Here is a 19338-nt window from a genome sequence, read left to right as displayed (position 1 = left end):
GTCAGGATTTTTAATGTAACTTATAACTTATAACTCATCACCGATCACATAAAAGCCACCCTTACTCCGCCGTGCAGTAAGCTGATCGGCGTTGCACGATCAATTAACTGATTGCGATCGCAGTTAATAATTTATATTCTGCCAGCTAAATTGACCAATTGTTTAAAATTAAGCAGATGAATTACGTCTTGGGTAGTATGAACATCAATCCAAGCTTTCTCTTGCAGCTTTTCTAAAATTTGGGTGGTTTCTTCTATACCGATGTCGGTAACATCGGCTAAATCTTGAAATGGAATCTTGTAAATATCTTTTCCTTTTGCAGCTTCTTCGCCGTAACTCTCACCCAAAGCAACCAAAGTGTGAGCCAGTTTGACTGCTGGGGGTGCGGCTCGCATTTGCAAGCGTAAATTCACATAACGGATTCTACGTACCATTAATTGCAGCATTCGATGATGCAACTGGGAGTCTTTAAATAATATCTGAATAAAGCTTTCCCTCGACACGCTAATCAATTCTACTGGGGAAAGAGCAATTACATCGGTACAACGGGGAGATTCATCTAAAATCGCCATTTCTCCAAAAAAATCACCTTTACCTAAAATTGCCAGAGCGCGACTATCTTCACTATTAGTACGCCGGACTTTTAACCAACCGGATACAATAAAATAAACTGCGTTACCCCAAGAGTCTTCCATTAAAACGGCTCGTCGAGCCGGATACTCGTGCATTGTTGCAACGTTGAGCAGCCACTCTAAAGTTTGGGGATTGGCTGTACTCAGTAAGGGGAAGATTTCACCGAAAACCTCTGTCTGCATGAAATATCTGCCAAAATAAATAAATAAAAAACTAGATAGGGGAAAACTTAATAATATATACAGATTTTTAACCGTAACCAGTCGCTCAATTTTGGATTATCCTGATTAAAAATTTACGTTTCTATTACAACACAGTAACTGCCCAATACTCATCAGCGTTTTTACTGAGCCTAACAATTGTGGCTACCGCCATATTTCAAATTTCAAAAACAGAAAATCTCAAATCCAAAATCCAAAATTCAATGGCTATTTATTTACACCGTGGGGATATCTGTAAGTATTCTTAAATGACTATCTAAACTTTCTACTAATTCGTTCAAAGCATTCAAAGCTTCTAATTGCCGAGGATTTAAGTCTCGCTTATTCAGCGCTAATTTTTGCTGTAGTTCATGTACTTTATAACTTAACTGCTGGGAAGCGCCTAAAGCATCGCGACTCAGACGAGTTAACTGTTGTTGCTGATAAAATTTTAATGCAGCTCCACGTAATACCTGTAAAGTTGCTTCTTCTCCGTACATTCCCGGCATGACTCGCAAACGCAATAACAATCGCTGTTGCTGGAATAAACATTCTGTTTCTACTTGTTTTGCTTGTCCTAATGTTGCTATTGCTAAAGAATTCAAGCGTTTTAATTCATTAAGTACACCTTGAAACGTCGATAATGGGAGTTCTTCTATTACTGAGTGTACGATTCCATTTAAACTCCATAAAATTCGACCTTGATAAGGCTGTCTTTCTAAATATAAACGACCGATGCCTCCTGCAAGAATTCTTGCTAGCAATTCTTTGAGCAACTTTTTCGGTGCAAGAGTAGACAGTAGCGCATCAGCACTGAATGATTCTCGAAGAGGTAATTTTAATGCGGGTAAATTCTCTGCCGATATCACTTCAAAAATACCTACACCAATATTTTCATCTAAATCTTGGCGATTTAAAGGCGTCGTTAGAGGTTTCTTTGGCTCTTGAATGTGAGAGAAACTTTCTAAATCAACTCCTCTGGGGGAATCGAACAAAATTAAAGTATTATCCCCTGGCTCAAATTCTTCTTCTAAATTTTCGAGAAATGATTGATTCTCAACTTCTTCTCCTTGATTAGAAGCTAACTTAGACACTTGGACCGACCTATTTTTATAATTAAGATATTCTGACAATATAATCCGGTGAGTTTCCGCTGTCAGGGGTTGAGTTTCTAACGTGGATTTTAAGTAAGATAATATACCACAAACATAATCTAATGCCGCCGCATCTGTGGGATTAACGATGCCCAACAACAGATTATTATCTTCTAACTTCAAAGGTAAAACTTGATGATAGAGGCAAGCCTCAAAGCACAAGATACTCTCAATTAGTTGAAATATCTGCTCCTGTTGGTTTGGGGTAAGAGATGATGCACCGTCAGTCCCTATCGTCTTAAATGGCTTTTTATTGGCAATCGCTGCACTGGTATCAGTTGGTTTGCCTTCGGAAGACAACATAGGTCTAATCGCTTAATATTTTACTCTATCGTATTCGCTTTATTGGCGATTTGGCACTATCATAAAAATCAGATTATTTACAATTATTTACAAATAATAATTGATCATCTTAGTCCATAGCCTTCTGAGAACGGTCTTTGATTGCAAAAAAGCCTCATTCACTGCGTACAGCTTGAGCAGCTAAATATACTTTTGTCCATTCTCCCATTACCTGATGAGTTTTAAGTTTGATATTTTGGGCAATCTCTTCTATGGTTTTACCCATTTTCAACATTTCTAATACTTGCTTTTGTATGGGTGATAACTTTTCTTGCAATTGTTCCCATTGCTTTGGTGTTAGCCCCAAATTGTGTTCCCACAAAGAATTTTCCAGCCAGTTAGCGACTAACTCCGGTTTGTCTTTGAGCGCGAAAACCCTCACTGCATGGTAGCCAATTTTTTCTCGCAACCGATAAATTTCTTTGATTGGTTTACCCAATTCTTTAGCGATCGCGTCTTGGGTAAAACCTTTAAGATACAGTTGTAGCCACTTGGTGGCATCTTCTCCCAGATTTTCCTGGAGATATTTCTCAAATTCGCTTTTTACCAACTGACGCTGTAGTTGTTGCTCTTGGGCTTTTTCTTCTTCCAGGTAATCTTCGATAGCATTTTGATCTACCAAGCTGACTCGATTTTCACCGTCTTCAGCGAATACCTCTTCGGAAACCAACCTTACCAAGTCTTTTCCGGGTACTTGGGTTAAACCACCACGTTGAGTTCTTTTTAAATAGTTCACAAACCGATATACCAGTAGTGGTTGATTGCGTATCGGTCGCATACAATACTCTTCCAAACTGGCAAATACTAAGGCATTTCTCAACCTGCTATCCTGAGTAAACTCAGAAATACAAGCCATTTGCGAAAGCATATAACTATCGCTTTGCAATAATTCTTGTAGAACCTCTTGCAACACATCCAATACCTGACGTTGGCGATCGCGACTCAAAGAAATCCAAGTTTGAATTTTGGAACGCAATGTCGCTAAGCTACCCAAACGAGTAATCAAGTTACGATAAGCACGTTCCCTACCAGTTCCCAGGTAGCGTTGACACAAAATCCGATAGCGATATTCCATCGCTTGCTTGGCGATTTTTAGTTCTTTGAGATCAAGGTTCTCCAAGCGTTGTTCATCGCTTCCTATCAGCCATTTAACTATACTTTCTCTTATGGCTTCGCTATGTTGCGAACATTCATCCGCTAATCGATCTTGCCAATATAATGCCAGTTTTTCCGCTTCTGATGTCATAATATTGAGATTGCGCTCCTCAAAACCCTGCTTTAAAGTTTGCATCACAACCCCCGTTGATCACAATTGGTGTATATAACTAGTTGTCGCCGGGTCAGGCTAAAATATCCAAAACATTTTATGGATTCTATTTTTATTACGTGTACTTGTAGTCCATTTATGCTGAATTTCCTACATCAACTTAAAAACTAATCAATCAATAAGTAATTTAATCGGGTTTTCAAGGTGCCTTCCTAAATTTTCACTAATGTCAATTTTTGTAAAGGAAAATATATTTTCTAATCAAGCTCTTAATGTCTACCCAAAGATAGATGTACAAAGTACTAATTAAGATGTTTTTTTAAGGACTATTTTTAACGCAAGCAATAGAATTCACTGTAATTGGGACGTTGCTTTATACATATTAGTTTCAATTGTCAAATCTAGATTTATTTTCGGTTTTATTTTAGTATTTATTTTTACACCTCATCTAATAATAGTAAAAACTTGTTTGTGGGATGAAGTACTGTGGGTTGAATAAGAGTTAAATATAAAACCAGCTTTAGACATTTTTTGATTTAGAATCCTAGATAAAGCAAAATATAGAATACAGCCATTTATTCTTATTATTATAAAAAATTGATTAAAAATATGGAAGTACCCGCTGGGGTACTTTTTTTCACGCAATTACTTCAAATTTGATTTTTTTTGTTCTCCATTATTAGCCCAACCCTTCCCGGTAGAAAATTATTGAAAAAAACCGCCCCAGACGTAGAAAACACAGAGGGAAGAGATTAAGAGAGCGGAAAAAAAGTAAAACTTATACCATTTTGAACCCGGATTGCGACAGATGGAATCTTGGAAAGCTGATCTAGCAGCTTTTTAGAATTCAAAATCGTATTATTAACGACCATTAGACCTACCGATTATCGGGTTTTCTACAGAAAGTCGATATTGTTCAACTTCTTCGGAATAAGCAATTGGTAAAACAGCTTCGACGTTTTCGTGGGGACGAGGAATAATTACCCAAGATTCCAGGGTTCCACCATGACAGCTTTCTGCGGCTTCCACACCAGCAGCCATAGCAGCCTTAACTTCTGAAACATCACCGCGAATATTAACTGTAAAGCGAGCGCTACCAACTCTGATATAGCCAACAAGGGTAACTCGACCAGCTTTTACCATTGCATCAGCGGCTGCTAATACGGCAGGAAAACCTTTAGTTTCTAAGGAACCAACTGCCTGTAGTGCCATTAATTATCTCCTGTATTAATAAACGTATGGGGCGCTAACAAATGATTGTATGAATGTTTTTACACATTTTTTGATAGCTACTAATATATTCTTTATTTTCTCAGAAAGTGAACAATTACGTATTAAAAACGGAAAGGTTCTGATTTTGAAGTGAAATGAATTGGTAAAACGCTTTCGACATTTTCCGGGGGGTTGGGGACAATGTAATGGGACATGACTTGACCTCCATGAGATTCTACTTCAACAGCTTCGAGACCTGCTGCTACAGCACGTTGAACTTCGGCAACGTGTCCTCTGACTGCAACAAAGAAACGTCCGCTTTCGGATTTATCGTAAAAAACTACTGTAACTGCGGCAGCTTTAACCATCGTATCTGCGGCTATGAGTATTGCCGGAAAACTCAATGTTTCGATTACTCCTACTGCCATTGGCATGGCTTTGTTCTCCCAGATCAACTGATAAGTAAAAATAATTATACGGTGGTTTTGTCTCTGTTGTATCTTTATTTAATCCCACCGGAATGCACCCCGAACTTCACCTAGTACCTGCCTCCAGGTACTAGGTGAAGTTTAGCCCAATTTATAACTCTTGAATTTATAACTCTTAATTCCTCACTCCTAACTCCTAACTTTTAACTCCCCCACTTTGCAGTAAGCTGATAAACTATGCACTTATTTATTTAACTATGGCAACGATTAACGACAATTATTTGAAGCTCAAGGCAGGTTACTTGTTTCCGGAAATTGCCCGGAGAGTAAATGCATTTGCTCAAGCTAATGCTGATGCTAAAATCATCAAATTGGGAATTGGGGACGTTACCGAACCGTTACCGCAAGCTTGCCGTACAGCGATGATTCAAGCTACCGAAGAAATGGGCGTGAGCGAAACTTTTAAAGGTTACGGTCCCGAACAAGGTTACGCTTGGTTGCGCGAAAAGATTGCCCATCACGATTTCCAAGCGCGGGGATGTGAAGTTGACGCGGACGAAATCTTTATTTCTGACGGTTCTAAGTGCGATACGGGCAATATTCTCGAAATATTTGGTAACAATAATACTATCGCCGTCACTGACCCGGTTTATCCCGTTTACGTCGATACTAATGTGATGGCAGGGAATACCGGGGATGCCAAGAAGAATGGTGAATATGAAGGCTTAGTATATTTACCAATCACGGCTGAAAATAATTTTACTGCTGAAATTCCTGGGGAGAAAGTTGATTTAATCTATCTTTGCTTTCCGAACAATCCCACAGGAGCGACAGCGAGTAAAGAAGACTTACAAGCTTGGGTAGATTACGCTCAAGCCAATAACTCAATTATCTTCTTCGACGCAGCTTACGAAGCCTATATCACCGATTCCTCAATTCCCCACTCGATTTATGAAATCGAAGGAGCTAGAGATTGCGCGATCGAGTTCCGTTCCTTCTCTAAAAATGCAGGATTTACGGGAACCCGTTGTGCGTTGACTGTAGTACCCAAAACACTTACAGCCAAAGCTGAAGACGGTTCCGATGTAGAATTGTGGAAACTATGGAATCGTCGTCAATCGACCAAATTTAACGGCGTATCCTACATAGTACAGCGCGGTGCGGAAGCGGTTTATTCTCAGGAAGGAAAAGAGCAAATTCAACAACTCGTCAGCTTCTACTTAGAAAACGCTAAAATCATCCGTGAAAAACTCACCGCTGCGGGTTTGCAAGTTCACGGAGGAGTAAACGCACCTTACGTTTGGGTGAAAACACCGAACGAATTAAGCAGTTGGGATTTCTTCGACAAATTACTAAACACTTGCAACGTAGTGGGTACACCTGGTTCCGGTTTCGGTGCTGCGGGTGAGGGTTATTTTCGCATTTCAGCTTTTAATAGTAGAAAAAATGTAGAAGAAGCAATGAAGCGAATTACCGAGAAATTTAAAGTTTAGCTTTCTGATATTCGGATTAGCGAAGAACATACAGCATTATATTATAAAGCAATGCGTGGGATGGGCATCCCGGAGCGTCCGAATCTTGACACTCCCCGCTTTAAAAAGACGGGGATTCTCAGTTCAACGTCGCAACTTGCTCTACCAGAGTTACCCCCTTACGGGTTCGTCAGTTTGGCGGGACGGAAACCGACACCGCCAACTGACTCACCAAGTAAAGTAGTGGTTCCGACTCCCTGAGCGTTACTTCCCGGATGCCCTCCGGTAGCTCTTGCAAGAATGTTAATTGCTGCATTTACATCTCTTTGCAACGTACAACCACACTTGCAAATATGTGTTCTTTGACTGAGAGTTTTCTTTGCCTTAGCCCCGCAGTTAGAACAAATTTGACTCGTGTAATGTGGCTTAACAGCAATTGCTAAACGTCCATATTTCTGAGAAAAATATTCAAGCCACCGCCGAAAAAGTCTCCATGCAACATCATTGATTGACTTTGCAAGACAGTGGTTTTTTACCATGTTCGCAACAATTAAATCTTCATAGGCGATTACATCGTTAGATGATACAAGCGTGAGGGCTATTCTCTTCGCAAACTCGGTACGCTGCCTACTTACTTTTAATTGCTTTCGACCATATATTTTTCTTGCTTTATGCCGTTTATTTGAACCTTTTTTATGTTTGTAAATACGACGTTGACTGCGTTTGATGGCAATTTCCGCTTTGCGTAAGAATTTAGGATTTTCTACATGATTACCATTACTATCGGAGTAAAAATACTCCAAGCCAACATCCAGCCCGACCTGATTCCCAGTTGGTTCAAGTTGTTTTGAAGCATCAACGTCAACCGCAAACTGGCAGTAATATCCGTTAGCACGACGCACTAGACGCACTCGTTTAATTGATTTAACTGGGTAAGCATGAATATTCCAAGTACCAAGTAATTTAAGTTCACCAATACCATTTTTGTCGGTAATGGTGATGCGTCGTTTAGTTTTATGTAATGCCCAACCACTTGTTTTGTATTCAACGGAACGGTTATCTTTTTGAAATCTTGGGAATCCTTTTTTACCTGCTTTTTGGGATTTGCAATTATCAAAAAACCTAGCTATAGCTGACCACGCTCTTTCCGCTCCGGATTGAACTGCCATGCTATTTAAGTTTTTAACAAACTTAAATTCATTACGCAACACGGTTGAGTACTTATTTAAAGCAAATCTATTTACCTTATCTTCTTTCTTAGAATCCATCCAGTAGCGAATGCACTTGTTGCGGATGAACTGAGTAGTTCTGATAGCTTCCTCTATCGCTTGATGCTGTTTCTTTTTCGCTACTATTTTGTACTCTAGAACCAGCATCAATATCACCTCCTTTGTTTTGCTATACTGTATTTACTATAGATGATGATTCTAAAGAATGACAACAGGAAAAGGCAAAAAAAGAGTCAAAAATACACCAGTTTTTTATGAGCAGCCCAAAAAAAGACGTGGTGTGTGGCTAACCGATTATGCGTGGCAAGGAATACAGGAAAAAGCAGCCTTGAGTAAAACAAGTGCTTCAGAATATTTGGAACAATTGATCAGAGGTTTTCTGGCAGGTTAAAACCTGCAACGCCGCTTTCATCCCTGTCTTAAAAGCGCAGGGTTTTCAGCATTTATCTTATAAGGTTAATTCTTGAGTAACAGCATAAGCAAGCTGTTCTTCATCAGCTTTACTCAATTGAGCGGCTTGACGTGTAGTAATTGCTTCAAAACCTCTTGCCTTAAGTAAATCTGCTAATAATACATTAACATCCTCATCAAGGTAAATGCTAATAAAAATTTTACTCATAAGTCTCGAAGCAACGGATCAGTTAACTCTTCTGGAATTCGGTTAAGCTCAATGTAGCGATTAATTTGACTTTGGTGGTCTAGATAGTAACTCAAAGCGTCAAATACTTGAGCTAAAGTCAAATGTGGTAAACCATTAGCAATCTCTTCTGGTGTAACTCCAAGTCGCCAACTTTCTACAATTGCTCTTACGGGGGTACGTGTTCCTCGAATAATTGGTTCACCACCTAAAATTGCATCATCTGTAACGATATAGAAATGCTCTGTTGTTTGCACCATAATTAAATCCATCTTTACTAATAAATTTTATGCTAAAAAGCCAATAAATTCTTCTCCATGCACAATTCCCAATCCCCCATTCAATTTAACTTATGTAAGCATTGCTGCTTGAAACTTTCGAGTAATAATCTGTAGGATAATTCTGGTAACAAGAGGGTTGAACTGGAAAAATGCCTACAGAAGATCAATTAAAATGTCTGTATACAATAACTTGTCAGTTAACTTTCGTGATGCTCCAGCCAATTCACCTTGTTTACTTAGACCAACGGACGTTAAATGTCTATATATTAGCTGGTGAAGAGGAAAATATTGAATTTGAAATTACTATTGATGGAGAGGTATTTTAATGAATCCTGTAAACTATATTCAAATGTCCGATCAACAATTAAAAAAATATTTAGTTAAACATCGTAATGATCAAGCAGTGCTTCAAGTTTATTTAAATCGTCGTCATCAACGTTCAAATCGAGTAATTGCAACTGTCAACGACTCCAATTTTGAAGATAAAATTTTAACTGCTATTCGCGAACAAATCAATGAAAATCCTGGTGAAATGAAACCAGAAGATAACTAACATCCAAAATTGAAAATAGAATGACGTTTCCAAAGCCAGACATCGCCTATATTCCCTGTACACAAAAAATTGTAGAAGCCATACTTGAGTTAGCAAAAATCAACTCCCAAGATATTCTCTACGATTTAGGCAGCGGAGACGGACGTATTTTAATCACTGCTGCGAAACAGTATGGAACTCGCGGTGTCGGTATCGATATCGACCTTACAAGAATTGAAGAAGCAAGATTAAAAGCTTTAAAAAATGGTGTTTCACAACAGTTAGAATTTTATCAGCAAGATTTGTTTAGCAGTAATTTTTCTGATGCTACAGTAATATTTATTTATCTGTTACCTCATCTCAACTTAAGATTACGTCCTCAACTGTGGAAACAACTCAAACCAGGCACCCGGATAATATCCCGCGACTTCGATATGGGAGACTGGCAACCATTGCAACAGTTAAAGTTTACCGTAGAGGAAGAGGAAGAAGAGGAACAAGTAACTCTATACTATTGGGAGATTGCTAATTAGTAAACAATTCTCAGTGAGCAAATTTTTATTGTTCGTTGATAATTGTTTTACTAACCATTAACCACTAACCACTAATAATTGTAATGTCTATTTCAAAAACCGAAGCAAAGCAACTTTTAGAAAGAATGATTTTTGAAGATACTCATCCTCAAGATTGGGTACAGGATGTTTGGGGATTAAGTCCATTGTTAGGAGATAGTGCTGCTAAGTTATTTGAGGTTTTTGAAGCATTAATTGAATGTTGTCCTGAAAGACAACTGGAAAATTTGCTGCAAAGTTATTATCAAGAACAATTGATAAATAATCAGCCACAATCTTCAGAACAAATCAATAATTAATAGCTCAATTTCCAATCACCAATTACCCATCACGGATTAAAACTGATTACACGGATTACACAGATTTAATTACCCAATTACCCATTCCCAATGCTCAACAGCTAATTCATGAAAATTTAATTTAGCTTTATGAAATTTTTATGTTTTAAATCCTGGGTATATATTTATCGATAGAAACAATGATTGTGATTTATTAAGTCCTGTTTATGACTCAGTATCAGTTTTTAGATCGACGTTTTCAAGAATATAATGCGGCTTTGATGAAAGCATTGCAAAATTTAGCTAATTTGTTAGAAGCAGAAAAATACTGGCATCAAAGCAAACTTATTCAAATGATGCTTGATATTGTTTTGGAAATAGAAACTAAAAATATTCAGTCAATAGCTGCAATCGAAGAAGATATAAAAAACTCCCTTTTATTAGACTAAAACGTTGACAAAGTAGTCTATTAAATAGTCAAAGTAACCAATAAGTTCATTAATTGCTTTATCTGAAAGTACAGCAGATGATTGCCAATCTTTGATATATTTGTTTCTAATTAACTCGAATGCTTTTAAATATATTTCTACTGGTGGTTCGTAATGGGTAACTACTCCTTTATAAAGTAAACGGGGTTCGATTTCGTTTTCCATGCAGCTACCAATCAATTTGAGGTATTTGCTGATGTTACGACGAAAATCTTCCATATGGGGATGTTCCCTATTTAATAATTCCGATGCTACTGTTTGGGCTAATTCGATTCGATTCGCGAGTAACCATCTTCCTGCTTCTATACATCCAGCCCTTTGTGCTTCTAATTCTGGAAGCGATGCTGTCAATTCTCTTTCGATATATTCTAAGGAGCAACGAAGTTTGTCTTGTCTTTCTTGAATTTCTTTCAGGCTTACTATTCCCACATGAGATAGTTTTTTATCTTCTAATTCCCTCAATAATACTTCTACAGTTGGCTTGATGATTTTAGCAATAAAGTCTATTTGTTCGTGAATGACTTCTAAAACTTGATTACGTAGTTCATAGTTGATAATTGTTTCCAGACGATTATTTGTACTTTCTTCCAAAAAATCCAACTGTTGTTGCAAAGAATAAATCATCTTCTCTTGAGATAATTCTGTTTGTGGTTCAGTTTGATATAGCTTTCTTTCTAAACCTTCTATTCTTTTGTGCATTACTTTTAGTCGAGATGCATTCAGCCAAGGGCTGACAATAAACTCTGCGAATCCATACAAAGTTTTTCCTATCTTTTCTAAAACTCCCGTATTGTTCAACTTTTGAGCCATTAAATTTATCCTTAAAATTTTATACCCATGAAAAAAATCTATTTATTCGCTTTATTCTGACTTACTTGGTTCCCCCAAGCAATGACTAGGATATAGCAGCATAAACAAAAAAATTTCAGGCTGCTTGATGGTATTGCCAATCGCGTAAATTATGCTGTATTTGTGGAAAATTCTACCGATACTATTTAAAAAGCGCAATCATGACTACTCACTGCAAATTTATTTACTAATTCACACCTATTCTAGCAATCTAAAGGTTTTAAGGGATTTTACTATACGCAATTTTAACTATATGCTTTACTATAAAATTACAATTTATCCATTTATTAAACATCTGTTTTTAATATTTATCTAAAAAAACAATACTACAGATAGATGCCCATAATTATCATTCATGTTATTTAAATAAAAACTTATAAAACAGTAAATTAATCAAAAAGAATTAAAGATACATCAAAAATTTTTGTACAAGTATTGGTGGGCAAAACCGTACTTGAGTATTAGCGTTTTCTACCCCAAAAATCTCAGTTTAGATAGATACAATCGCAGTAGGGCTTAAGTAATGGTGTTATTAATCAAAAAATCAATAATCAGGCAGCGTACTTCAGGAGGAACAATATGGGCAATCAAGTAAAAACTGCGGCGTTGCTAGCTGCTTTAAGCGGACTTTTGATAGCTATTAGTTATTGGATAATCGGCGGTAGTGGCGGTTTAATTATTGGTATCGGTATCGCCGCAGTAACTAACCTTGTATCTTGGTACCAATCAGATAAAATTGCCTTAGCAGCTTATCGAGCGCAACCAGTATCATCGAGCGAAGCACCGGGACTTTATCGGATGGTAGAAAGATTATCAGCAAGAGCAAACATTCCCACACCAAGGATATATATAGTTCCCAGTTCCAACGCTAACGCTTTCGCTACCGGGAGAGATCCAGAGAATGCTGCGGTTGCGGTAACTCAAGGGATTTTAAACATCCTCCCAGAGGAAGAACTTGAAGGTGTACTTGCCCACGAACTGACTCACATCATTAATCGCGATACACTTACCCAAGCAGTCAGCGCTACTATTGCGGGTGCGATTTCTTTTTTGGCCCAGATGGTAAGCTACAGTTTATGGTTTGGTGGGGGAAATTCACGGGATGGTAATAGAGGTGGAAATATTTTAGGAGTATTATTAACAGTTACTTTAGCCCCCTTAGCTGCAAGTGTTATTCAGTTAGCGATTTCCCGCACTAGAGAATTTTCCGCCGATGCTGGTGCAGCCAAATTAACGGGTAATCCCCGCGCTTTAGCACGAGCTTTGCAGCGGTTGGAAGCGACAGCAAAACAAATGCCGATGCAAGCAAATCCAGCTTTTGAGCCTTTATTAATTATCAATCCTCTGAGTGGCGAATTTTTGGGTAACTTATTTAGAACTCATCCGAGTACTGAAGCCAGAGTTGAGGCATTGTTACAGCTAGAAGGACAATTACCCACAATAGTTTAATTAAAGATTAAGGTGGAAAATAAATCGCAAATCTGGGCTTGAATCGAGCAACTTTGCAAAAATTGCCAACAAAGAAATTAAAACAAATTAAATTGTTTAAATTGTGTTTTTGTTCTAATTCGTGTATTCTTAGCCATTGAAAACTACTGTTTTCCAACTTGAAACTGAATAATTAATAATTAATAATTCATAGTTCCTTACCTGTATCTAAAATCATGACAGATAACAACGAAGAACCCAAAGTAATAGTAGAAGTCAGCCCTCAAACCACTGAAATGGTAGAAAGCCAGATGGTTGGAGAAAGTGAGGATGTCAAGCACGAAACCGCAGCTTTGATTGAAGCCCTCAAAAGACGCGCTCAAGTTGAAGCACAATCTGCCGGTACCCTGACTCGCGAAACCTACTTAAATGCGGTACGTCAAGCGCGAGAAGCAATCGAACAAAACCAACTGATCGAACGCGCTCGTATCGAAAATGCTTTTGATATGGTGCAAAATGAAGCCACCAAAAACTTTGAATCGATTATTGCAGAAGTTCAAGAACTTGGCGATCGCTTACAAGCAGCTGCACAAGCAGCTTGGGATGTACTAACAGCACCACGTCCCAAACCTTAGTAGTAAATATAAACTAATTTATTGGGGACGTTGCAATTATGCAGCGTCTTTTTTTAGCTAGATAGGGAGGTTTTAATTTAAAATCGATCATATTAGGTCTAAGGTCTAAGGTTTAAGGTCAAAGGTCAAAGGTCAAATTCCCCATTCGCCATTTCTAATTACTCATTCCCAAATATAATAATAAGGTTTTTACAAAAACTTGAAAATCCCTGCTCGAATTTTAAGAAGTAATACCTATGCGAACTTATTATTGCGGCGAAGTCCGTTCATCTCATATCGGAGAAACTGTCACCTTGTATGGATGGGTAGACCGTCGTCGCGATCATGGGGGTGTGATATTTTTAGACTTGCGCGATCGCAGTGGCATTGTACAAATCGTTAGCGATCCACAACGTACTCCCGTATCTTACGAACAAGCGAATTCCCTACGTTCAGAGTACGTTGTCAAAGTCACGGGTAGAGTATCCCAACGTCCGGATGATTCCCTAAATACTCGTTTACCCACTGGTGAAATCGAAATCTACGTCGATAATATTGAACTGCTAAATGCAGTGCGATCGCAATTACCTTTTCAAGTTTCTACTGCCGATACGGAATCGGTACGGGAAGATTTACGGTTAAAATACCGTTATTTGGATTTGCGTCGGGAACGTATGGCGGGTAATCTACAGTTACGTCACCAAGTTGTCAAAGCTATTCGTCGTTTCCTCGAAGACCAAGAAAACTTTATCGAAATTGAGACTCCCATATTAACTCGTTCGACTCCCGAAGGCGCACGGGATTTTCTTTTACCGAGTCGGGTGAATCCCGGTGAATGGTTCGCTCTACCCCAGTCACCGCAACTGTTCAAACAGATTCTCATGGTATCGGGTACTGACCGATATTATCAAATTGCCCGTTGCTTCCGCGATGAAGATTTACGCGCTGATAGACAACCGGAATTTACTCAATTGGATATGGAAATGAGTTTCATGTCCCTTGATGAAATTATCGCCCTTAATGAAAAGTTAGTTGGTCATATTTTCAAAGCTGTTAAAAACATTGACTTACCCGATGCTTTTCCGCGTCTTACCTATGCTGAAGCAATGGAACGCTACGGCAGTGATAAACCTGATACACGCTATGAATTAGAACTAGTTAATGTCTCTGAGGTACTTAAAGATTGTGAGTTTAAAGTTTTCCGCGATACTGTTGCCAAAGGCGGCATTATTAAAATTCTGCCAATTCCCGGCGGTGATGTAATTTCTAATGTCCGTATTAAACCGGGTGGGGACATTTTTAGAGAAGCGAGTGAAGCCGGCGCTAAAGGGTTAGCCTACATCCGCGTTAAAGAAAACGGGGAAATTGATACCATAGGTGCAATCAAAGATAACTTGACTGATGAACAAAAACAAGAAATTTTGCAGCGCACCAATGCTTTACCCGGACATTTATTATTGTTTGCTGCTGCCGATGCCGATACTGTTAATAAAACCTTAGATAGATTGCGTCAATTTATAGCTAAAGAATTCAAACTAATTGAACCAGATAAAATCAATTTACTCTGGATTACAGATTTCCCAATGTTTGAATGGAATGCAGAACAAAAACGTCTGGAAGCATTACATCACCCATTCACCGCACCCCATCCTGATGATTTAAAAGACTTAAAAACTGCACGCGCTCAAGCTTATGATTTAGTATTCAACGGTTTTGAAATTGGTGGTGGTAGTTTACGGATTTATCAACGGGAAATTCAAGAACAAGTATTTGAAACAATCGGTTTATCTGTTGATGAAGCATACAATAAATTTGGCTTTCTTTTAGAAGCTTTTGAATATGGTACTCCTCCTCACGGTGGTATTGCTTACGGTTTAGATCGATTGGTTATGCTATTAGCAGGTGAAGAATCAATTCGAGATGTAATTGCTTTTCCCAAAACCCAACAAGCAAGTTGTTTGTTAACAGATGCACCTTCAACTGTAGATGTTTCTCAGCTCAAAGAATTGCACGTTACTTCCACATATAAGCCCAAATCTAAGTAATTTTTGCGGATAATTGGGATAAATAGTCAGTCGTCTTTATAGAAGTCGGGTTTTTGCCATCAATATCCGTAACACCCTTGTAACAGCAATAAAAACCCGACTTCTTACTCCACGGAAGATTCACCTAAAGTTGCCTCTATTCAAAGTCTCAAAAACTTATTAGATAGCTATCTTTGTGCGTCCAATATTTGAACTCTGATTTGCTCTATGTAGCTTTCTCGTTACTCTACGGAGGATGACAAAGATAATTTATTATACTTATGCAATGCCTACTTTTTGTCGATTTTTTTCCATAGAGCATTACATGAATGAGAATAATATGCATAAAAATTTATTTTAAAGAAAATATCAAGATACTGTATAATTACTGATAAGAAAATAAATAATTTCTTAATATTTTCCGCAAAATACTTATTGTAGCTATATTTGATAGCTATGTTGCTTATTGATTGAGAAAACTATTTTAGTACTCAATATCAAGGTATTATGAAGCCAATATCAAGATATTATGAAATTAGTAGCTAAGGTATTGTTACTATTTCTAAAGTGCTGATAACATCGGCTGTATAAAAAAAAACATAAAGGGAGGCTTATGTTAATGACTTGCTGAATTGATTTTTCATTAAGTAAATTAAGATTCTATCTACCTACATTTTCTGTGGATTTGACATCTAAATATTTTCTTTGTATAAAATGATATTGTATTTCACAGATTCATGGGAGAAAGTAAAAAAAAATTATCTATTCAATAATTGAGAATTGATAATTAGCCTTTCCTCATACCATGTAGTTCAACAATGATCAATTATCAATGCATCCTTGAGAAAATTATTAAGCACTTTGTTAAATCTGCGTATTGTTTGCAAGTGTAGCCCTATTTAACAACAATTGATTTATGTGTTTAATGGAAGTTGGGCTTTGATGGTCTATTGGATCTCAGTCCCTCCAAATCAGCATTGTGTAAGTGCTATATAGGTTACTTATTCCGGCAAGGAACATATGATTACAAGTAACTATGTACCTTCTGTAAAATGCGATTTAAAGGTAATGTCTATAATTTTTTTTTGCGGCTAAAAAATACTGAGTTGCTAGTGGCTCTAGCAAGCAAGTATTTCTGGCTGAGAATGGTATGAATATAGATAATTTAGTTGCAAATAAATAAAAACTTATTGTATGATTACCCTCAAGTATTCTTACAGTAACTGTAAATAAGCAACAGGAAATAAGAGGTTTAAATGAAAATGAATATTTCGAGAATTTTATATCTATAAAATACCATAGCTGAAGTGATTGAATTGCATCTATTAAATGCTGAATCAGACAACAGACAATATTCAATTTAGTTAAATAGTTGCATTCAGAAGTGTTGAGTAAAAATTGGACTCTTGTTGATGCGCCAAGCTGTGTATATAGCCAGACTTTTGCCTTACTGATTAAGCAGTGAAAGTTGAACCATGTATTTTGTTTGTAGTGTGAGTTGAGAGAAATGGGTGCATTAAAAATTTTCCAATCAAGCTGCTTTTCTAGTCTGTGATTATGGGTATTGTATGTATTTATGACAGAAATTAAATTGCTCAAAAGGTGCGATCGCAATCGCAAGCGTTCTAAAAGAAGGGCTATCAAGTGTCCTGTGCATGGATGTTATTTACATAGCGTCAGTCAAAAATATAAATTATTTGCTACTGATGCCAAACAACTTCAACAAAAAGGAATAGGACGACAGAATGCACTAATATTAATTGCGAGTCAAACCGCAGTGCTATTAGAAGACGAGTGGTTAGAAGCATTTTGGTGCGATGAATGCCAACAAACGAAATGGTATCATGTCAAATTAATCAGCAAAAGCTCCGAGAAAAATGTTGAATGTAAATCCTATTCAATATCGGTGGCACCTCCTCAACTGTGGGAACAAGCTATGGGAGTAGATGAAACCAGAGGAAATCCGAGTGTAAGCGAATTTACTCGCAGGCATGCAAAAATAGTTGGTGACAGAAATCTTTAAAAAATAAGATGTAGCTCAAGACTTTAAATCAGTAACAATATTTGACGGTGAATTAATCTAATAATTATTAGCTACATTCTTTTTTTTAATTTTTGTCAACAGCAAATTATTCTAATATTAATTCCGATAAATAGAGCGTAATTTACAAGAGGTGTTAATTTGAATAAAAATCCATTTGTTAAATTTAAGAACGGGAAGATAGTCAGCGTTGAACATCCGCCAAAAGCTTCTTTTGAAGAAACCAGAGGTTATCCCGAAAAAAGCTCTTCAGCGCCGAAAATATCAGGAATATTTTACTTAATCACTCTACTTTTAGTAAATGGAGGTATCTGGAGTGGGGCTTTTATCTATTTGTCTGTAGCCAAACCAAAATATATCAGTGAATGGACGATTAATATTCCTGGTTCTGGTTCAACCTCTAATATTAACCTGCCCAATATTGGACAAGCGACATCCCAAAATTATTCAGCTTATGCTGGGGCTAATTACGACCCTAGAGAAAATTATAAAGCGATTGCCAGCGCCGAGGAAGTTTTAAGTGCGGCAGCTTCAAATATCAATATGCCGTTAAAAGAATTTGGTAATCCTCGAATTAAGACAGTAGACAATACATCGCTAATGAAATTTGAGTTTCAAGGCTCTACCCCTCAACAAGCGAGAAATAAATCAGTAGCTTTACAAAATGCCTTTGAAGTTAAATTAGAACAGTTAAGAATTGAAGAAATTGGTCAGGAAAAAGTACGATTAGAATCTGGGATGGAAGTTTCCCGACGTAAATTAATAGCGGCTCAAAAAAGACTGAGTGCTTTTAAAGTAGCTTCGGGTTTAAACTCCGAAGAACAACTCAGCAATTTAGCGATAAATATAGAGGGATTACGCAAGCAACGGGCTGAATTAACAGCTCAAGGTGAACAATCACAAGCTCGAATGTCGGAATTATCTAATAATTTAAATTTGTCTTCTAATCAAGCCTCAGATGCTTTTGTTCTCCAAGCAGATCCGCTGTTTCAAAATTATCTGAAAAACTATAGTGAAGCCACAAGTCAATTAATTACCTCAAGTGCAAAATTGACATCGGTTCATCCCACAATTATTAATCTCCAAAGAGAACAGGAAGCATCCCAAAATGCTCTTTTAGCCAGAGCGCAAGCCTTGTTAAATCGTCCCATAAGTATGGCTTTAATTAATCGGCTAAACTTTAGTAATAACGAATCATCTGGCTCCAAACGTGCCATATTATCCGAGCAGTTGGTGACAACAAGCGTAGAAAAACAAGGAACAAAAGCTCAAATAGAAACTTTAGACGCGCAAATTTCTCAATTAGAACAAAGATTACAAAAATTATCTCAGCAACAGTCAGTGATGGAAGACTTAAAGCGAGATGTCCAAGTTGCTGAAGCAGTATTTTCATCGACAATTGCTAAATTAGACTTAGCAAAAACCACTGTTTCGGCTTCATATCCACAAATTCAAATTCTAGCCAGACCAAGTTTACCAACAAATACATCCGGACCAAGAAAAAATTTAGTTTTACTCGGTGCAACATTCGGTTCACTATTACTTACTAGCGGAATTTTTGGCTTATGGAAACGTCAATCGCAACAACAAAAACACAATAAAAATCAATTGCAAGAATATGTAGAATATCCAGAATTTGTAGAAGACTATCAGTAAA

At 37.4% G+C, this 19338-nt stretch carries 21 protein-coding genes; 12 read left to right on the top strand and 9 right to left on the bottom strand.

Annotation, left to right across the window (positions count from 1 at the left end; all coding sequences use genetic code 11):
* Positions 1–131: 131 nt before the first annotated feature.
* The 5 genes from IQ247_RS06600 to IQ247_RS06580 all read right to left on the bottom strand — a co-directional run bounded on the left by IQ247_RS06600 (position 132) and on the right by IQ247_RS06580 (position 5242).
* Positions 132–815, bottom strand: a complete 684-nt coding sequence (locus tag IQ247_RS06600) for a Crp/Fnr family transcriptional regulator (RefSeq protein WP_193918249.1) — start codon at positions 813–815, stop codon at positions 132–134.
* Positions 816–1069: 254 nt separating this feature from the next.
* A complete protein-coding gene (locus IQ247_RS06595; protein WP_193918248.1) occupies positions 1070–2290 on the bottom strand; it encodes a pilus assembly protein PilB in 1221 nt (406 codons plus the stop codon).
* A 154-nt stretch (positions 2291–2444) separates the two neighbouring features.
* Positions 2445–3620: a HetZ-related protein 2 gene (locus IQ247_RS06590; protein ID WP_193918245.1), complete on the bottom strand. Its 1176-nt coding sequence runs from the start codon at positions 3618–3620 to the stop codon at positions 2445–2447.
* Between the two features lie 837 nt (positions 3621–4457).
* Positions 4458–4808, bottom strand: coding sequence for a carbon dioxide-concentrating mechanism protein CcmK (locus IQ247_RS06585; protein WP_193918243.1), 351 nt, complete (start codon positions 4806–4808; stop codon positions 4458–4460).
* Between the two features lie 122 nt (positions 4809–4930).
* The gene (locus IQ247_RS06580; RefSeq protein ID WP_193918241.1) at positions 4931–5242 is read right to left on the bottom strand and encodes a carbon dioxide-concentrating mechanism protein CcmK; all 312 of its coding nucleotides are present in this window, start codon (positions 5240–5242) and stop codon (positions 4931–4933) included.
* Positions 5243–5493: 251 nt separating this feature from the next.
* On the opposite strand from IQ247_RS06580, the gene IQ247_RS06575 reads away from it, so the two are divergent.
* Positions 5494–6729, top strand: coding sequence for an LL-diaminopimelate aminotransferase (locus tag IQ247_RS06575; protein ID WP_193918239.1), 1236 nt, complete (start codon positions 5494–5496; stop codon positions 6727–6729).
* 158 nt (positions 6730–6887) lie between these two features.
* Here the strand turns inward: IQ247_RS06575 and IQ247_RS06570 are convergent, their stop codons facing one another.
* The gene (locus IQ247_RS06570; protein WP_193918237.1) at positions 6888–8084 is read right to left on the bottom strand and encodes an RNA-guided endonuclease InsQ/TnpB family protein; all 1197 of its coding nucleotides are present in this window, start codon (positions 8082–8084) and stop codon (positions 6888–6890) included.
* A gap of 58 nt (positions 8085–8142) precedes the next feature.
* Here IQ247_RS06570 and IQ247_RS06565 point away from each other — a divergent pair, with 58 nt between their 5' ends.
* Complete coding sequence (locus IQ247_RS06565) at positions 8143–8328, top strand: hypothetical protein (RefSeq protein ID WP_193918234.1); 186 nt, start codon at positions 8143–8145, stop codon at positions 8326–8328.
* A gap of 57 nt (positions 8329–8385) precedes the next feature.
* Here the strand turns inward: IQ247_RS06565 and IQ247_RS06560 are convergent, their stop codons facing one another.
* Both IQ247_RS06560 and IQ247_RS06555 read right to left on the bottom strand, forming a co-directional pair.
* Positions 8386–8556 carry a DUF5615 family PIN-like protein gene (locus tag IQ247_RS06560; RefSeq protein ID WP_193918232.1) on the bottom strand — a complete coding sequence of 57 codons (171 nt, stop codon included), beginning with the start codon at positions 8554–8556 and terminating at the stop codon, positions 8386–8388.
* Positions 8553–8834: a DUF433 domain-containing protein gene (locus IQ247_RS06555; RefSeq protein WP_193918229.1), complete on the bottom strand. Its 282-nt coding sequence runs from the start codon at positions 8832–8834 to the stop codon at positions 8553–8555. Before IQ247_RS06555 ends, IQ247_RS06560 begins: the two co-directional genes overlap by 4 nt.
* A 170-nt stretch (positions 8835–9004) precedes the next feature.
* On the opposite strand from IQ247_RS06555, the gene IQ247_RS06550 reads away from it, so the two are divergent.
* The 5 genes from IQ247_RS06550 (at position 9005) to IQ247_RS06530 (ending at position 10686) form a co-directional block, all read left to right on the top strand.
* Entirely contained in the window at positions 9005–9181 is a 177-nt protein-coding gene (locus IQ247_RS06550; protein ID WP_193918227.1) for a DUF6888 family protein, read from the top strand.
* Positions 9181–9408: a DUF6887 family protein gene (locus IQ247_RS06545; protein ID WP_193918225.1), complete on the top strand. Its 228-nt coding sequence runs from the start codon at positions 9181–9183 to the stop codon at positions 9406–9408. The genes IQ247_RS06550 and IQ247_RS06545 overlap by 1 nt, the downstream gene beginning before the upstream one ends.
* Before the next feature lie 20 nt (positions 9409–9428).
* Positions 9429–9920 carry a class I SAM-dependent methyltransferase gene (locus IQ247_RS06540; RefSeq protein ID WP_193918223.1) on the top strand — a complete coding sequence of 164 codons (492 nt, stop codon included), beginning with the start codon at positions 9429–9431 and terminating at the stop codon, positions 9918–9920.
* An 83-nt stretch (positions 9921–10003) separates the two neighbouring features.
* A complete protein-coding gene (locus IQ247_RS06535; RefSeq protein ID WP_193918221.1) occupies positions 10004–10258 on the top strand; it encodes a hypothetical protein in 255 nt (84 codons plus the stop codon).
* Positions 10259–10464: 206 nt separating this feature from the next.
* Complete coding sequence (locus tag IQ247_RS06530; RefSeq protein WP_193918219.1) at positions 10465–10686, top strand: hypothetical protein; 222 nt, start codon at positions 10465–10467, stop codon at positions 10684–10686.
* On the opposite strand, the gene IQ247_RS06525 is transcribed toward IQ247_RS06530, so the two are convergent.
* Positions 10678–11535, bottom strand: a complete 858-nt coding sequence (locus tag IQ247_RS06525) for a hypothetical protein (RefSeq protein ID WP_193918217.1) — start codon at positions 11533–11535, stop codon at positions 10678–10680. The two genes, IQ247_RS06530 and IQ247_RS06525, sit on opposite strands and share 9 nt — an antisense overlap.
* A gap of 618 nt (positions 11536–12153) precedes the next feature.
* On the opposite strand from IQ247_RS06525, the gene IQ247_RS06520 reads away from it, so the two are divergent.
* From IQ247_RS06520 to IQ247_RS06500, 5 genes are all read left to right on the top strand, one after another.
* Positions 12154–13023 (top strand): M48 family metalloprotease, encoded by an 870-nt coding sequence (locus IQ247_RS06520; protein WP_193918215.1) that lies wholly within the window; start codon positions 12154–12156, stop codon positions 13021–13023.
* 215 nt (positions 13024–13238) lie between these two features.
* Positions 13239–13637: a hypothetical protein gene (locus IQ247_RS06515; protein WP_193918213.1), complete on the top strand. Its 399-nt coding sequence runs from the start codon at positions 13239–13241 to the stop codon at positions 13635–13637.
* Positions 13638–13873: 236 nt separating this feature from the next.
* Positions 13874–15661 carry an aspartate--tRNA ligase gene (gene aspS / locus IQ247_RS06510; RefSeq protein ID WP_193918211.1) on the top strand — a complete coding sequence of 596 codons (1788 nt, stop codon included), beginning with the start codon at positions 13874–13876 and terminating at the stop codon, positions 15659–15661.
* Between the two features lie 1555 nt (positions 15662–17216).
* On the top strand, positions 17217–17663 hold the full coding sequence (locus IQ247_RS06505) for a hypothetical protein (protein ID WP_193918208.1): 447 nt from the start codon (positions 17217–17219) through the stop codon (positions 17661–17663).
* Positions 17664–17822: 159 nt separating this feature from the next.
* Positions 17823–19337 (top strand): GumC family protein, encoded by a 1515-nt coding sequence (locus IQ247_RS06500; RefSeq protein WP_193918206.1) that lies wholly within the window; start codon positions 17823–17825, stop codon positions 19335–19337.
* Position 19338 lies beyond the last annotated feature (1 nt).

The organism is Plectonema cf. radiosum LEGE 06105 (assembly GCF_015207665.1).
Classification (GTDB): domain Bacteria; phylum Cyanobacteriota; class Cyanobacteriia; order Cyanobacteriales; family Nostocaceae; genus Rivularia; species Rivularia radiosa_A.
Note: the sequence above shows the minus strand (reverse complement) of the source record. Positions and strands in the feature narration are given on the sequence as shown.

Coding starts and splice junctions, on each gene's coding strand:
- IQ247_RS06600 (WP_193918249.1), bottom strand. CDS start 815: ATGCAGACAGAGGTTTTCGGTGAAATCTTCCCCTTACTGAGTACAGCC.
- IQ247_RS06595 (WP_193918248.1), bottom strand. CDS start 2,290: ATGTTGTCTTCCGAAGGCAAACCAACTGATACCAGTGCAGCGATTGCC.
- IQ247_RS06590 (WP_193918245.1), bottom strand. CDS start 3,620: ATGCAAACTTTAAAGCAGGGTTTTGAGGAGCGCAATCTCAATATTATG.
- IQ247_RS06585 (WP_193918243.1), bottom strand. CDS start 4,808: ATGGCACTACAGGCAGTTGGTTCCTTAGAAACTAAAGGTTTTCCTGCC.
- IQ247_RS06580 (WP_193918241.1), bottom strand. CDS start 5,242: ATGCCAATGGCAGTAGGAGTAATCGAAACATTGAGTTTTCCGGCAATA.
- IQ247_RS06575 (WP_193918239.1), top strand. CDS start 5,494: ATGGCAACGATTAACGACAATTATTTGAAGCTCAAGGCAGGTTACTTG.
- IQ247_RS06570 (WP_193918237.1), bottom strand. CDS start 8,084: ATGCTGGTTCTAGAGTACAAAATAGTAGCGAAAAAGAAACAGCATCAA.
- IQ247_RS06565 (WP_193918234.1), top strand. CDS start 8,143: ATGACAACAGGAAAAGGCAAAAAAAGAGTCAAAAATACACCAGTTTTT.
- IQ247_RS06560 (WP_193918232.1), bottom strand. CDS start 8,556: ATGAGTAAAATTTTTATTAGCATTTACCTTGATGAGGATGTTAATGTA.
- IQ247_RS06555 (WP_193918229.1), bottom strand. CDS start 8,834: ATGGTGCAAACAACAGAGCATTTCTATATCGTTACAGATGATGCAATT.
- IQ247_RS06550 (WP_193918227.1), top strand. CDS start 9,005: ATGCCTACAGAAGATCAATTAAAATGTCTGTATACAATAACTTGTCAG.
- IQ247_RS06545 (WP_193918225.1), top strand. CDS start 9,181: ATGAATCCTGTAAACTATATTCAAATGTCCGATCAACAATTAAAAAAA.
- IQ247_RS06540 (WP_193918223.1), top strand. CDS start 9,429: ATGACGTTTCCAAAGCCAGACATCGCCTATATTCCCTGTACACAAAAA.
- IQ247_RS06535 (WP_193918221.1), top strand. CDS start 10,004: ATGTCTATTTCAAAAACCGAAGCAAAGCAACTTTTAGAAAGAATGATT.
- IQ247_RS06530 (WP_193918219.1), top strand. CDS start 10,465: ATGACTCAGTATCAGTTTTTAGATCGACGTTTTCAAGAATATAATGCG.
- IQ247_RS06525 (WP_193918217.1), bottom strand. CDS start 11,535: ATGGCTCAAAAGTTGAACAATACGGGAGTTTTAGAAAAGATAGGAAAA.
- IQ247_RS06520 (WP_193918215.1), top strand. CDS start 12,154: ATGGGCAATCAAGTAAAAACTGCGGCGTTGCTAGCTGCTTTAAGCGGA.
- IQ247_RS06515 (WP_193918213.1), top strand. CDS start 13,239: ATGACAGATAACAACGAAGAACCCAAAGTAATAGTAGAAGTCAGCCCT.
- aspS (WP_193918211.1), top strand. CDS start 13,874: ATGCGAACTTATTATTGCGGCGAAGTCCGTTCATCTCATATCGGAGAA.
- IQ247_RS06505 (WP_193918208.1), top strand. CDS start 17,217: ATGACAGAAATTAAATTGCTCAAAAGGTGCGATCGCAATCGCAAGCGT.